This is a genomic window from Burkholderia sp. AU17457 (genome assembly GCF_002223255.1).
GTDB lineage: Bacteria > Pseudomonadota > Gammaproteobacteria > Burkholderiales > Burkholderiaceae > Burkholderia > Burkholderia sola.
The window spans coordinates 1366969-1380380 of sequence record NZ_NKFB01000005.1 but is presented as its reverse complement, the minus strand read 5'-3'; the positions used below and the strand labels follow the sequence as shown (position 1 = coordinate 1380380).

Below are 13412 nucleotides of genomic sequence, written 5' to 3'. Positions count from 1 at the left end.
CGGATCAATGCAGCGACACCCATCGTTGAATGAATGTCGCGCAACACGTCAAAAGGGAAAATGGATTGCACGGACGGAGCCTGTCCAAGTGTGGGCAATTCAGGGCAATCGACGCGTCGTGACGACAGATGACACAAGTGCGGTCTTTTAAACACCACAGAAATGGCATTCCAAAAATGAAATCTCCCATCCGAAAGGGCGACAAACTCGAACACGGTGGCGAAGTCACCAGCGGCTCCCCGTGGACCGTATTCATGGGCAAGCCACTCGCCCGCAAGGGCGACGACGCAATCTGTGACCAGCACGGACCGACCACCGTTGACGAAGGCTACGAGCGTTTTCCCGATCGCGACGGCAGGTTCATCGCCATGCATCACCATCGATGTGCCTGCGGGTGCCGGCTGATTTCGTCGCTACAGAACGTCAATATTGTCTGATGCCGGTCGACTTTTCTCCCGCCGGACGCCCCAGCGCGTACCCCCATCGAATGCGTTTCTGGCCATGGGCGTGTACGTGGCTCGTCTGCAACGTATTCGGCCCGGCGTTCGTGTTGCTGGCATGGCCCAAAGGCGAGCCAGCAAGCGGCCTCAAGTTCTGGAGCTGGATCGTTGGCGTGCCGAACGGATTGTTCCTGGTGCTGCTCGGTTTCGGCCGCGCCGGCTACGAAGTGCTGTGGTATCGCGCGTACTGGCGCAACCATCATCGTGATCGCTGGCTCGCGGAGAAAATCAGATTCGCACAGCGCCCGCTACACGTACTCGGTGCAGGCTATTGCTTGCCGCTGGCGGGCAAATCCTTGTCCGAAGTTCTGGAAGCGAAAAGGCCGATCCTGAAAATGCAAGCCCCTCGGCACGGTCCAGGCAAGGTTTTATGCAACCGATTTGCGGACGACGCTCCGTTACTTGCTACCGCATTCACGACGAGTGGAGAAGACGACCAGACAGATGATCCACCCGAACCGGTGAAGATCGCACCCGCCGTTCAGATGATTCGTTTGGCGCTTGAACCGTTGATCGAGAGTATCCGCGCGCTGACTCGATACGGAGCGACCTATTGGCCCCAAGTACGCGTACTGGTCGAATCGAAAGTGGCGAACCAGCGTCTCGCCCAGGTTCGCGATGCGATGCGTTTGGCAGGACTTCCCCCGCTGGCGGTTCAGCCAGCGCCAGCTAGCGACGGATTGCTGGTGGCCGATGCGTGGCTCGATGCGCACGAGCGTCGTCCGCTTCTCGTCATTGCGGCAGCGTGGTACGACGATGACATTGACGAAGGCTTCTCCGAGGGATGTGCCGCCGTATTGCTTGATGCCGGCTATTTCAAGTTTCCGTCAGAAGTCAGCCTGAAAGCGAAGCTGTGCAGGCCCATCGCATGTGATGCCGCCGAACCCGAATACGGTTTCGCCGATGCCGCAATCTGCGGCAAGACTGAACCCGGGGCGGTGAAGAGCGCGTGGATCACCCGTCCAATCGAAAGGTGCGACGAGGTTTTGCGTGCCGCCGGATTTCTGGCTGCGGCAAAAGACGCTGCGCAGTGCAGGCTGGATCGGATTGTCGGCGACGCCTGCGCGGGCAATAGCTTGTTGTCGATTGCCGCTGCCATCGAAGCGCCCACCGATGACGGACCTCAACTTGTCGTCGATGGTCTTCAGTCGGCCATTCTCCATGTCATATCCGAAGATCAAATGATTTCCGCGCATGTCGATATCCAAAAATAACCTGCAGCACATCGAGCGCCAAGTTTCCGCCGAGAAGGCGACTCCGAGCCGCGCGGCGATCTGGGGCTTGCCTCTCGCCGCGTTGGTGCTTGCCGTCGTAGCGCTCTGGCTGATCTGGTTTTATGGCGATCATCTCGGCATTGCAGACGGTATGCATCGTATGCAGATAATGACCGGCATTCCGGTGTTACTCGTCGCCGTCGTGACCGCTCATCTGTATTCGATCTCCACGGGTGCCTATGCGAGCGCTGCCCGATTATTTCGTCTTGAAACGGGTGAGACGAGAACAACGTCCACGAGGCTGAAGCCGCCGAAGCGTGACGCCCGGCTGCAATGTCTTTATGAGGAATTACGCGTCGCGCACGGTTGGTTCTGGCGCCGCCGCCTGTGCTGGCTATTGGTGAACGGCACGGATGACCGGATCGATCAGGTCGCGCCCGGCCTCAAGCAGGCCGGCATCATGCACGTGGACGAAACGGTGCTGGTACACGCATCGCCTGACGGGATTGAGTCGACGAAGTGGCTCGGCCAGATCCGGGAGTTGCGTCGCCGCAACCCGGTTGACGGCTTGGTACAGGTGGCCTGCGCGAGCGATGCCGATCCCGAGCTGCCTCGTACGCTCTCGACGATTGCCATCGCTTTGGGCTGGGCCGCTCCGATCACGTTTCTACATCCGGTCGAGGCTAAAGGCGGCAATCTACCCGAACGGTTCGATCCGGTTGGGACATTCATGCCAAGCAGTTCGCGCAAGGAGATGCAAACCGCCGGAGCCTTCCTGCTGGACAGATTGCGTGACCTCGAATACAAGACTGCAGATGCTGGAGTACGCATGGGCGGCCAGCCGCACTGGTACACGTGGCTGCTGGAGATTTCGCAATACATTGGCGACCAACGCGAGCGGATGATCGAAGGCTGGCAAGCGCTCGCTGCATCGAAGTGGCTGCGCGTACCGCTGACGGGGATCATGTTCGTGCCAGTCCTTCCGGGGGCATCCACTGTCCCGGTGCCGATCCCGGAAGTCGCCGATGACGTGCAAGATCCGTCCGCCCCGGCGATACCGGTGGAAGCGGTCACGCGCGAACAACCGGTTGCGCTGCTCCCCGTCTGGCGGAAGATCGCCGCCGGTGTGTGCCACTACCGGGGCCGCCGCACGAAGCTTTACTGGCCGAACGTGTTGGCGGGGTGCGCGCTGTTCGGGGCGATTGCGTGGTTGGTAATGCTGGTGATGTCCGGCATCGGTAACCGTGTACTGGTTCGCGAAGTGCAAGCAGTGGCCGACGTGGCGCTAACCGCTCCGCCCGGCACGCCGCAGGCGTTGCACGCGCAACTCGCGCTGCAGAAGCAGATCAGCCTGCTGGAATACCGCCAACTGCATGGGGTGCCGTGGTACTTGCGCGCGGGCCTGTCGCGCAACGATGAACTGCTCGACGCGCTGTGGTTGCCATATCGGACGATCGCCGCACGCAATTTGCGGCAACCAGTCGTGCAGGCGCTGGAAGGCCAGCTTACCCAGCTCTCTCAGGTTCGTGACGACGAACAGCAGAGCCGCGACGCGCGGGCGCGCGCGTATAACCGCCTCAAGGCCTATCTGATGCTGGCCGAGCCGTCGCGGACCGATGCGCCCTTCCTCAAGACCCAACTGCTCGACGTATGGCCCGCGCCTGCCGGCATGCGTGCGGGCGAATGGCTTGATATCTCGCAGCAACTGGCCGGGTTTTGGGCGACACACCTCCAGGCGCACCCGGTCTGGCGGATCGACGCATCGATGCCGCTTGTCGCACAGATGCGCTCGACGCTCGTCAATCAGATCGGGCTGGCAGGCAGCGACGACATGCTGTATCAGGGCATCCTCGATGCAGCACGCGGCAAGTATGCGGATGCGTCGCTGGCGACGCTGCTCGCCGGTGCGGATGCACATGGTCTTTTTACGACCGCGCAGACGGTGCCGGGGATCTATACCCGTGCTGCGTGGGACGGCATGGTCGCAGCGGCGATCGACAAGGCGTCGAGCGAACGTCGCGTGAGCGGTGATTGGGTGCTGACCGGTGCACAGTCGGCGCAGACTATCGGCAATGTGCTTTCGGTGGGCACCATCAAGACAGTGGCGGCAATCGATGAGAAGCGCGTGGCCGAGGAGTTGAAACAACGCCTGACGGCGCGCTACTTCGCCGAGTATGCGGCCGCGTGGCAGCACATGCTCAACAGCATCCAGTGGCAACCGGCGGCGAATCTGAATGGTGCGATCGACCAGTTGTCCCGACTCGCGGATACGCAGACCTCGCCGCTGATCGCGCTGATGAAGGCGGTGCAAGATCAGGCGCAGGCGGGCCGCCCGTCGCAGGCGTTGAGCGACACGTTGGTACGCAAGGCGCAAAGCCTGATCGGCAGCGACGAGCAGTTGGACGCGCGGGCCGTCCATCCTCTCGACAAGCCATTCGGCCCACTGCTTGCGCTGATGGGCGACGTCGGCGCCGCACCAGCCGGCGGCAACGGCGAGGGCAACATGCCCGCCAATATCGCGCTGAACGGCGTGAGTCTATCGCGCTATCTGACGGCCGTGACGACGATGCGCCTGAAGCTACAGCAGATCGCGGGCAGCGCCGATGCGCAAGCGATGGCCCGCTCGCTCGCGCAGGCGGTATTCCAGGGCAAGCTGTCGGATCTCTCGCAGGCCTGCGACGATGCCGCGCTCACCGCCGCAAGCCTAGGCGCTGCATGGTCGGGCTTCGGCAGTGCTGCATTCGCTCAGCCGCTCGAGGGAGCGTGGCAGACCATCTTGCAGCCGGCCGCCGCGAGCCTGAACGGGGCGTGGCGCTCAAGCGTCGCCATGCCGTTCAACGCGGCCATGAACGGCCGGTATCCGTTCTTCGATACAAACACCGATGCGTCGTTTGCCGAACTCGGGCGCTACGTGCGCCCCGACACCGGCCTGATCGCGCGCTTCGTCTCGACGCAACTGGCTGGCGTGCTGACGATGGAGGGCGACCACTGGGTGCCGAACGAATTGGCGCCCCAGGCACTGCAGTTCGATCCGAAGTTCCTCTCCGGCCTGCGCCAGTTGTCGACCGTGGGTGCCCAGTTGTATCTGCAGGGCGATGCGGGCGAGCGCTTCGAGATGATGGCGCTGCCGACGCCAAACGTGACGCGTTCGGAACTGTCGGTGGACGGCAAGCAGATCGTCTACTTCAACCAACGGGAAAGCTGGACACCGCTCGCATGGCCCGGCAATGGCCTGAACGGGCACGCGGGACTGACGTGGCAGACGGTCGGTGCGGGATTGCGGCAGGCATTCGATGCGACGGGCGACTGGGCATTCCTGCGTTTGTTGGGCAAGGCCGACGTGAAGCCGCTCGACAGCACCCGTTATCAACTCACGTGGAACGCGCCACACGACGAACCGCTGCGCTATGTGCTGCGAGCACAGGTAGGTGCCGGACCGCTGGATCTGCTGAAGCTGCGAGGCTTCCGGATGCCGGAGCGAATTTTTGTCGTCGGCAAGGGCGGCAGCCAGCCGGCATTCCTGCCGCCGCCACCTTTGCCGCCGGAGATGCAACCATGAACGGCCCGTGGAAACGATCCCCCAGAGAACGAGAAGCCGTTCCTCAAGTATTTCGATGCGGAAATGCGCTACCTGCGTGCGGCGGCGGATGAATTTTCCCGCGCCCATCCCGAAGCCGCGTGCCGACGGTGTTCGCCGCGCCGCACATTCTCCCAATGCTTATTGCTTCTTCAGGTTACGGTACGACACGAGATCGTTGATCGGCCCGACTTCGAGCCCGCTCACGCCGGGCCGCGTCGCGACCTGCGCGACCTTCTCGAACATGATCACGAACGGCGAGCGCGCGAGCATCTCCTTCTGCATCGCCTGGTACCGCTGCGCGCGTTGCGCGGCGGTCGGCTCGGCGAGCGCGGCGTCGGTTTCCTTCGTCAGTTGCGGAATGTCCCAGCTGTTGCGCCAGGCCAGCATCTTATAGCTCGATTTGTCGCCGTTGTCCGGATTCCATGCGAAACCCTGCGCGTTGCTGTGCGGGTCGATGTAGTCGGCCGACCATTCGCCGATGTAGATGTCGTGCTGGCGTGCGCGGTATTTCGCGAGCGTCTGCTTGTTGTCGCCGGGGATCAACTGCACCTTGACGCCCGCCTGCGCGAAATTCGCCTGCACGGCCTGTGCGATCTCCGTGTACGGATAATCGTTGCGCACGTCCATCGTCACCGAGAAGCCGTTCGGCACGCCGGCCTTCGCGAGCAGCGCCTTCGCCTTCGCGACGTCGAGCTTGTACGGATTCGAATTCAGCGTGCCCAGGAAACCTTCGGGCAGGAAGGTCTGGTGCACCTTGTAGGTCGTCTTCACGACGTTGGACTGGATGCCCGAATAGTCGACCAGCCACTTCAGCGCTTCCTGCACGTCGGGCTTCGCGAGCGTCGGGTTCTTCGTGTTCAGGCCGAGATACAGCAGCGTCGCCTGCGGCGAGGCCGATACCTTCGCCTTGCCCGATTTCACGACCGACGCGAGATCGTCGGGGCTCAGGTCGCGCGCCGCGTCGACGTCGCCGTTTTCCAGCAGCAGTCGCTGGCTCGCGGCTTCGGGCACGTGGCGCAGCACGATGCGTTTCATCGCGAGCGGCAGCCGGTAGCCGTCGAAGCGTTGCAACACGATGCTGTCGCCGGCCGCCCACTTGACGAGCTTGTAGCCGCCGGAGCCGGCCTCGTTGGTCTTCAGCCACGCGTTGCCGAAGTCGTTGCCCTGCTGGTGCGACAGCAGCAGCTTCTTGTCGAGCACCGACGCGGGCCACGAGCCGAGCACGTTCAGCACGAAGGTCGGCGCGTATTTGCGGTCGGTCGTGATCGACACCGTCTGGTCGTCCAGCTTCTTCACGTTCGCCGCGACGTTGGCCTTCGTGAGCCCGATGCCGGTCAGCACCGCGGCCGGGCCCTTGTCGAGCAGCACCGTGCGCTGGATCGACCACGCAACGTCGTCGGCCGTCAGCGGGTTGCCCGAGTGGAACTTGAGGCCCGCGCGCAGCTTGAACGTATAGGTCAGCCCGTCCGGGCTCACCGTCCACGATTGCGCGACGTCGCCGTTGAATTTCGACGGATCGCGCAGGTCGACGCGCACGAGCCGGTCATAGGTGTTCGCGACGTATTCCTCCGGCACCAGCTCGTAGATCTCGCCCGGGTCGAGCGTCGTGAATTCGTCGAGCAGCGTGGCCATCACGAACATGTCTTTCGGCGTTTCCGCGCGGGCGGCGGAAAACGGAACGGCGGCGAGCAGGGACGCGGCGGCCAGCGCCGCGACGAGCGGGGAGGTCGGGAATTTCATGGGCGCTTCTCCATCTGTCGTTTGAGTCGTTGAACGTGAACGTGCATGAAAAAGGGGGCGTGCGGCGTCGTCACATCAGGCGCCACGGGCCGCTCGCCGCGTTGTCGATCGGCGGCAGCGCGTACGAACCCGGCAACTCGTAGTGCCACCATTCGCTGTCGATGTGCGCGAAGCCGGCCGCATGCATCACGCCGAGCAGCAGCAGCCGGTTGCGTTGCACGGGCTCGGGCAGCCCCGCGTGAAAGTGCCCCGACGCGGCCACCATCTCGTCGAAGCCGGTGCCCATGTCGAGCGGCGCGCCATTCGCGCCGACGAGCGTCAGGTCGATGGCGGTGCCGCGGCTGTGGTTCGACCCGCGGCCGAGATCGGCGACGAAGTTCGGGTCGGGCAGGAAATCCCACAGCACCTGCTGCGCCTGCGGCGGCCGGTACGCGTCGTAGATGCGCAGCGTGAAGCCGGCTTGCGCGGCGACGTCGACCGCGCGGCGCAGCGCGGCTTCGGCCGGCTCGAGCAGCAGACAGTGCGCGTGGCGGTAGATCGGTTTGCCGGTCAGGTTGCGCTCGGTTGCGTAGACGAGATCGATCTCGACGCGATGCGTGGCGGGCGTGATTTCGACGAGGCGGTGAGGGTTCATCGGCGGTCCGGTTCGCTCAGGATTCGAATTGGTCGAACGTGCGCTGCAGTTCGCGGTTGCGCGCGACGCGCCGGTCGATCGCGGGACCGAGGCGGTCGACCACGGCGGTGATCAGCAGGTTGAACAGGCAGGTGAGCGGCGCGAGCGAATCCCAGAACTGGCCGACGTCGGTCTTCACCTGCAGCAGGTCGGCCGGCCACTCGCGCGCCCACGGGCAATACAGATCGGTGACCAGCGCGAACGGCTGGCCGCGCTCGGCGGCGGCCTGGCAATAGCGGCGCGCGCTGCGCGAATAGGCGCGCGTGTCGGTGACGATGCAGTACGGCCGTTCGAACTCGGAATTCAGCGAATCGACGTACGAGCCCGACTGGCCGTCGGAATAGAACACGCGCGGGCGCAGGTATTCGAGGTAGCTGCTGAATGCGTTGCTGATGCCGCGCGTCGACTGGATGCCGAGGATGAAGACGGCATCGGCATGCGCGATCCGGTCCGCGACCTGCGCGAACACCGGTTCTTCGGCGAGCCGGTACACGTGGCGGATCGCGTCGAGTTCGCGGTCGAGCGATGCGGCGAGCGTGCCGCCGCTGCGATCGCCGGCGCGCGCGTGGGCGGTCGTGGGCGTCGTGGTGGCGCGGCGGTATTCGTCGAGCCGGTCGGTGATCATCCACGGGCGGTCGCCGCCGCCGCGCAGTTCGCGTTTCAGGTCGTCGAGATTCCGGTAACCGACGCTGCGCAGGAAACGCCCGACCGAAATGCCGCTGGTGCCGGTCTGCTGCGCGATCTGGTCGGCGGTTTCGAGGCCGAGCCGATCGAGGTTCGCGAGCATGTAGCTGGCGATGCGTTTCGCGGTCGGCGTCAGCTCGGCAAAGCGGGATTCGACGGTATGGGCGAACGCGCAGGTCATCGGGCTGTTAGATCGTTGTCATTTGATGATTCGATGTCATCTATCTGACAAAGCCAAAATCATTGGCGCCAGCGAATAAAAACTATGGGTTGACAGCGGGCGATAGGGCGTGCGCGTGCGCGCAATGCCGGGGGCAGCAACGCCCTGTAGTGTGAAAATATTCCTGGCAGGAATATTTCGAGTTTATTTGTATCAGGGATAATTTGCGTTTATGCCTGTCAGAGATATACTGCATAGATTGCATACAGGACCCGCGCCGTGAATCTCATCGTCAATACCCCTGCTCAACTGGGCGAAATCCTGTCGTCCGCGCGTCAGGCCAAGGGGCTCACGCAAGCCGAGGCGGCGGCACGCATCGGCGTCGGCCAATCGCGCCTGTCGTCGCTGGAAACGATCCGCACCGAAAGCCTGTCGCTCAAGCAGTTGCTCGAACTGACCGCGCTGTACGGTCTCGAGCTCAGCATCCGCACGAAGGACGGGCGCGACGCTGCCGACGTCGAGTGGTGATCGATGGGACGCAAATCGCACAGCCGCGCGCTATCGATCTGGGCCAACGGCGTGCGGGTCGGCATCTGGCGGATTCCCGCGCGCGGCGACATGGAGCTGCTGTACGACATCGGCTGGAAACAGTCGGATGCCGGCCGCCCGCTGTCGCTGTCGCTGCCGTTCGGCATCGGCCCTGCGCCGTTGCGCGGCGAGCGCGTGAACCACTACTTCGATAATCTGCTGCCCGACAGCGACGCGATTCGGCGCCGGCTTGCGTCTCGGTTCGGCACGGCGACGACCGAGCCGTTCGATCTGCTCGCCGCGCTCGGCCGGGACTGCGTCGGCGCGGTGCAGTTGCTCGGCGAGGATGAAGCCCCGACCGGCCATGACCGGATCGACGGTACGCCGTTGTCCGACGATGACGTGGCGCGCGTACTCGATCAGGCGAGCGGGGCGGCGGCCGGTGCGCAGGACGACGACGACTTCCGCCTGTCGCTGGCCGGCGCGCAGGAAAAGACCGCGCTGCTGTTTCACGACGGGCGGTGGATGCGTCCGCATGGCGCGACGCCGACCACGCATATCCTCAAGTTGCCGCTGGGGCTGGTCGGCAACAAGCGTGCGGACCTGACGACATCCGTCGAAAACGAGTGGCTGTGCCTCGCGATCCTGCGCGCGTTCGGCTTGCCGACGGCGGATGCCGACATCCTGCGTTTCGGCGAACACAAGGTGCTGTCGGTCGCGCGCTTCGATCGCGCGCTGCATCGTGATGGCGGATGGCTGTTGCGCTTGCCGCAAGAGGATTTTTGCCAGGCGCTCGGCGTGCCGCCGCATCTGAAATACGAATCGCAGGGTGGCCCCGGTGTGCCCGATCTGGCCGGCATCCTGCGCCGGTCGGAAACGGCGCAGGCCGACCTAGACACGCTGTTCACCGCGTTGGTGGTGTTCTGGATGCTCGCCGCACCGGACGGGCATGCGAAGAACTTCAGCCTGCGCCTGCTGCCGGGCGGTCGCTTCCGCCTGACGCCGCTCTACGACGTGATGTCGATCTGGCCGGTCGAGGGGGATGGCGCGAACCAGTGGTCGTGGCACAAGGCGAAGCTCGCGATGGCCGTGCACGGCAAGCGCAAGCATTACGCGATGCGCGACATCACGCGCCGGCACTTCACTGCGATGGCGGAGTATTGCCTGCTTGGCGATATCGCTACGCCAATCGTCGAACGACTGATTGCGATGACGCCGCACGTGATCGAATCGGTCGGCGCGGCGCTGCCGGCCGGGTTTCCGGTAAGGACCGCCGAACGCATTCTCGGCGGATTGCGCTTCGCCGCGCAACGGCTTGCCGACATGCCGCGGGAGTGACGCGGTCCCGGTCCGGGCGGGTAAAAGCACGCGCATCCGCATTTTCCTGTTCCCGGCGATTGCATTGAGTCGCCATCGCGCGGCGCGCCTATCGATCTCTTCTCTTCTCTTCGCCATTCATCCATTGCTGCATCGCAACAATTACAAAATTAAAGTCGATCAGTTTTGGTCATTAATTCAGGTTAATAATTCATTTAATTTTTAGATGAATATGGATTTAACTTGCGTCACGGGATGTTCGATTTTCGGTAATTCGAAAAACGGCAAGTGTTCCGTAATGGAAATTCTCTCGATTGCAAAAATGAAGAGGAAATCATGACGAATCTTTCTCGACGCAGGATGTTGACGAGTACGGCTGGCGCCATTGCCGCCGCGGGCATTGCGGTAACGGCGAAGGCCGCTTCGTTCGGTAACCCGGACAGCCCGCCGGAAGGCGCGGTGAATGCGCGCAACCGTCAGAGCCTGACCGACCCGGGGCCTAAAAATCCGGCCATCGCCAATCAATTCCCGTCTTTTCAGGATCCGCCGGCCACCGATATCAATGGGATGCCGTTATTCTGGGCGTCTTTCAATAATGCGCATAAACGCATTCAGAATGGCGGATGGGCGCGCGAAGTCACGCAGGACGATTTCGCGATTTCCGAAACCATTTCCGGCGTCAACATGCGGCTGACGCGCGGCGGCATTCGCGAGATGCACTGGCACCAGCAGGCCGAGTGGGCAATCATGCTGGACGGCCGCTGCCGGATCACGGTGCTCGACGAACTCGGGCGGCCGTCGGTGCAGGACGTCAAGACCGGCGATCTCTGGTATTTCCCGCCCGGCCTGCCGCATTCGCTGCAGGGCCTCGGCAGCGACGGCGCGGAATTCCTGCTCGCCTTCGATAACGGTCGCGCGTCGGAATTCAATACGCTGTTGCTGACCGACTGGATCGCGCATACGCCGCCCGACGTGCTCGCGCTGAACTTCGGCGTGCCGGCCGACGCGTTCAGGAACGTGCCGCTCGACAACCTGTGGATATTCCAGGGCGACGAACCGGGCCCGCTCGCGGATGCGCAGCGCGCGTCGGCGGCGTCGGCCGGTGCGCCGCCGCATCCGTTCGTCTTTTCGCTCGGCGACATGAAGCCGGTCAGGAAGACGCGCGGCGGCGAGGTGCGGATCGCGGACAGCACCAACTTCAACGTGTCGACGACCGTCGCGGCGGCGCTCGTCACCGTGCATCCGGGCGGCATGCGCGAGCTCCACTGGCACCCGAACGCCGACGAATGGCAGTACTACCTGCAGGGCGAGGCGCGGATGACCGTGTTCGACACGGGGCCGAAGGCGCAGACGGCCGACTTCCGCGCGGGCGACGTCGGCTATGTGAAGAAGAGCCTCGGCCACTACGTGCAGAACACCGGCCGGACCGACCTCGTGTTCCTCGAGATCTTCAAGACCGACCGCTATGCGGAGGTGTCGTTGTCCGACTGGCTCGCGCACACGCCGCCGAAGCTCGTCGAAGCGCACCTGAACATCGCGCCGGACGTGATCGCGCAGTTTCCGCGCAATCGCCCCGACGTCGTGCCGCTGTAACGCCGCCGGCGTCCTGCCGTGGCCGGCACGCGGCTTGCTGGCCGTGGCGGACGCGATCCGCAATCAGCCGTCTTATTCGAACGGAACACTCACATGATTCCCGTCCCGAGCAAACCTGCCGGCGGCTTCGCGCTGCCGGGCCGGTCCATCGAGCCTACCGACGGCGCGGCGCGCGCCGCGCTGGAAGGGCGCCGCACCGGCGTCGCCGCGCTGCTGCCGTTCGTCGGCCCGGCCGTGATCGCGTCGATTGGCTACATGGATCCCGGCAACTTCGCGACCAACATCCAGGCCGGCGCCGCGTATGGCTACCGGCTGCTGTGGGTCGTGCTGGCCGCGAACGCGATCGCGATGCTGTTCCAGGCGATGTCGGCGAAGCTCGGCATCGTGACCGGCCGCAATCTCGCCGAGCTGTGCCGCGACCGCTTCCCCGCGCCGGTCGTGTGGGGCATGTGGATCGCGTCGGAGATCGCGGCGATGGCAACCGATCTCGCCGAATTCCTCGGCGGCGCGCTTGCGTTCGGGTTGTTGTGCCACCTGTCGCTGTTCGCGGGGATGATCGCGACCGCGTTCGCGACCTGCGCGATCCTCGCGCTCGAAAAACGCGGCTTCCGGCCGCTGGAAGCGGCGATCGCGGCGCTGGTCGGCGTGATCGGCGCGTGCTATCTCGGCGAACTGCTGATCGCGCCGCAGGACTGGCATGCGGCCGCGTTCCATCTGGTAGTCCCGCAGATTCCGGATCATGCGGCGCTGACGATCGCAGTCGGCATCATCGGCGCGACGATCATGCCGCACACGCTGTATCTGCATTCGGGCCTCACGCAGGATCGCACCGCCCCGCGCGACGACGGAGAGCGGCGAAGGCTCGTGCGTTTCTCCAACCGCGAGGTCGTGATCGCGCTGGGGCTCGCCGGGTTCGTGAATCTCGCGATGGTGATGATGGCGTCGTCGGCGTTTCACGCGGCCGCGCCGGGCATGACCGACATCGGCGACGCCTATCACACGCTGATCCCGGTGCTCGGGCCGGCGGCCGGCGCGCTGTTTCTCGTCGCGCTGCTGACCTCCGGCGTGTCGAGCTCGGTGGTCGGCACGATGGCGGGGCAGGTCGTGATGCAGGGCTTCATCCGCCGCCGCATGTCGATCTGGGTGCGGCGCGCGGTGACGATCGCGCCCGCGTTCGTGGTGGTCGCGCTCGGCTGCGACGTCACGCGGGCGATGGTGGCCAGTCAGGTCGTGCTGAGCTTCGTGCTGCCGATGCCGATGATCGCGCTGCTGATGCTGTCGGCGCGCGCGGACGTGATGGGCGCTTACGCGATGCGGATGCCGCTGCGGATCGTCGCCGGTGCGGCGACGGTCGTGATCGTCGGGCTGAATGCGTACCTGGTATGGGCGGCATTCAATTGAACGGGTGCGGGCCTGCCGCTTG

Annotated in this window: 10 protein-coding genes; 7 read left to right on the top strand and 3 right to left on the bottom strand. The window is 64.3% G+C overall.

Annotated features, from left to right (window positions below; all coding sequences use genetic code 11):
• Positions 1–176 precede the first annotated feature (176 nt).
• From CFB49_RS23460 to CFB49_RS23450, 3 genes are read left to right on the top strand one after another with little or no spacing between them, the layout of a single operon-like run.
• Entirely contained in the window at positions 177–437 is a 261-nt protein-coding gene (locus CFB49_RS23460; protein WP_089492452.1) for a PAAR domain-containing protein, read from the top strand.
• Positions 437–1714 (top strand): hypothetical protein, encoded by a 1278-nt coding sequence (locus CFB49_RS23455; RefSeq protein WP_089492451.1) that lies wholly within the window; start codon positions 437–439, stop codon positions 1712–1714. Before CFB49_RS23460 ends, CFB49_RS23455 begins: the two co-directional genes overlap by 1 nt.
• Complete coding sequence (locus CFB49_RS23450; RefSeq protein WP_089492450.1) at positions 1695–5273, top strand: ImcF-related family protein; 3579 nt, start codon at positions 1695–1697, stop codon at positions 5271–5273. The genes CFB49_RS23455 and CFB49_RS23450 overlap by 20 nt, the downstream gene beginning before the upstream one ends.
• 159 nt (positions 5274–5432) lie before the next feature.
• On the opposite strand, the gene CFB49_RS23445 is transcribed toward CFB49_RS23450, so the two are convergent.
• From CFB49_RS23445 to sapR, 3 genes are all read right to left on the bottom strand, one after another.
• Positions 5433–7034 (bottom strand): ABC transporter substrate-binding protein, encoded by a 1602-nt coding sequence (locus CFB49_RS23445; RefSeq protein WP_089436659.1) that lies wholly within the window; start codon positions 7032–7034, stop codon positions 5433–5435.
• Positions 7035–7104: 70 nt separating this feature from the next.
• Positions 7105–7668 (bottom strand): D-alanyl-D-alanine dipeptidase, encoded by a 564-nt coding sequence (gene ddpX / locus CFB49_RS23440; protein WP_089492449.1) that lies wholly within the window; start codon positions 7666–7668, stop codon positions 7105–7107.
• Positions 7669–7684: 16 nt separating this feature from the next.
• Positions 7685–8572, bottom strand: a complete 888-nt coding sequence (gene sapR, locus CFB49_RS23435; RefSeq protein ID WP_089436657.1) for a sap1 transcriptional regulator SapR — start codon at positions 8570–8572, stop codon at positions 7685–7687.
• A 258-nt stretch (positions 8573–8830) separates the two neighbouring features.
• Here sapR and CFB49_RS23430 point away from each other — a divergent pair, with 258 nt between their 5' ends.
• The 4 genes from CFB49_RS23430 (at position 8831) to CFB49_RS23415 (ending at position 13390) form a co-directional block, all read left to right on the top strand.
• A complete protein-coding gene (locus CFB49_RS23430; protein ID WP_011882387.1) occupies positions 8831–9079 on the top strand; it encodes a helix-turn-helix domain-containing protein in 249 nt (82 codons plus the stop codon).
• 3 nt (positions 9080–9082) lie between these two features.
• Positions 9083–10417: a type II toxin-antitoxin system HipA family toxin gene (locus tag CFB49_RS23425; RefSeq protein ID WP_089492448.1), complete on the top strand. Its 1335-nt coding sequence runs from the start codon at positions 9083–9085 to the stop codon at positions 10415–10417.
• Between the two features lie 315 nt (positions 10418–10732).
• Positions 10733–11989, top strand: coding sequence for an oxalate decarboxylase family bicupin (locus CFB49_RS23420; protein WP_069617984.1), 1257 nt, complete (start codon positions 10733–10735; stop codon positions 11987–11989).
• Positions 11990–12082: 93 nt separating this feature from the next.
• Positions 12083–13390, top strand: coding sequence for an Nramp family divalent metal transporter (locus CFB49_RS23415; protein ID WP_089492447.1), 1308 nt, complete (start codon positions 12083–12085; stop codon positions 13388–13390).
• The last annotated feature ends 22 nt before the right edge of the window (positions 13391–13412 follow it).

What these genes read in the sequence shown, in the direction of transcription:
- CFB49_RS23460 (WP_089492452.1), top strand. Translation starts at nt 177, where the DNA reads ATGAAATCTCCCATCCGAAAGGGCGACAAACTCGAACACGGTGGCGAA.
- CFB49_RS23455 (WP_089492451.1), top strand. Translation starts at nt 437, where the DNA reads ATGCCGGTCGACTTTTCTCCCGCCGGACGCCCCAGCGCGTACCCCCAT.
- CFB49_RS23450 (WP_089492450.1), top strand. Translation starts at nt 1,695, where the DNA reads ATGTCGATATCCAAAAATAACCTGCAGCACATCGAGCGCCAAGTTTCC.
- CFB49_RS23445 (WP_089436659.1), bottom strand. Translation starts at nt 7,034, where the DNA reads ATGAAATTCCCGACCTCCCCGCTCGTCGCGGCGCTGGCCGCCGCGTCC.
- ddpX (WP_089492449.1), bottom strand. Translation starts at nt 7,668, where the DNA reads ATGAACCCTCACCGCCTCGTCGAAATCACGCCCGCCACGCATCGCGTC.
- sapR (WP_089436657.1), bottom strand. Translation starts at nt 8,572, where the DNA reads ATGACCTGCGCGTTCGCCCATACCGTCGAATCCCGCTTTGCCGAGCTG.
- CFB49_RS23425 (WP_089492448.1), top strand. Translation starts at nt 9,083, where the DNA reads ATGGGACGCAAATCGCACAGCCGCGCGCTATCGATCTGGGCCAACGGC.
- CFB49_RS23420 (WP_069617984.1), top strand. Translation starts at nt 10,733, where the DNA reads ATGACGAATCTTTCTCGACGCAGGATGTTGACGAGTACGGCTGGCGCC.
- CFB49_RS23415 (WP_089492447.1), top strand. Translation starts at nt 12,083, where the DNA reads ATGATTCCCGTCCCGAGCAAACCTGCCGGCGGCTTCGCGCTGCCGGGC.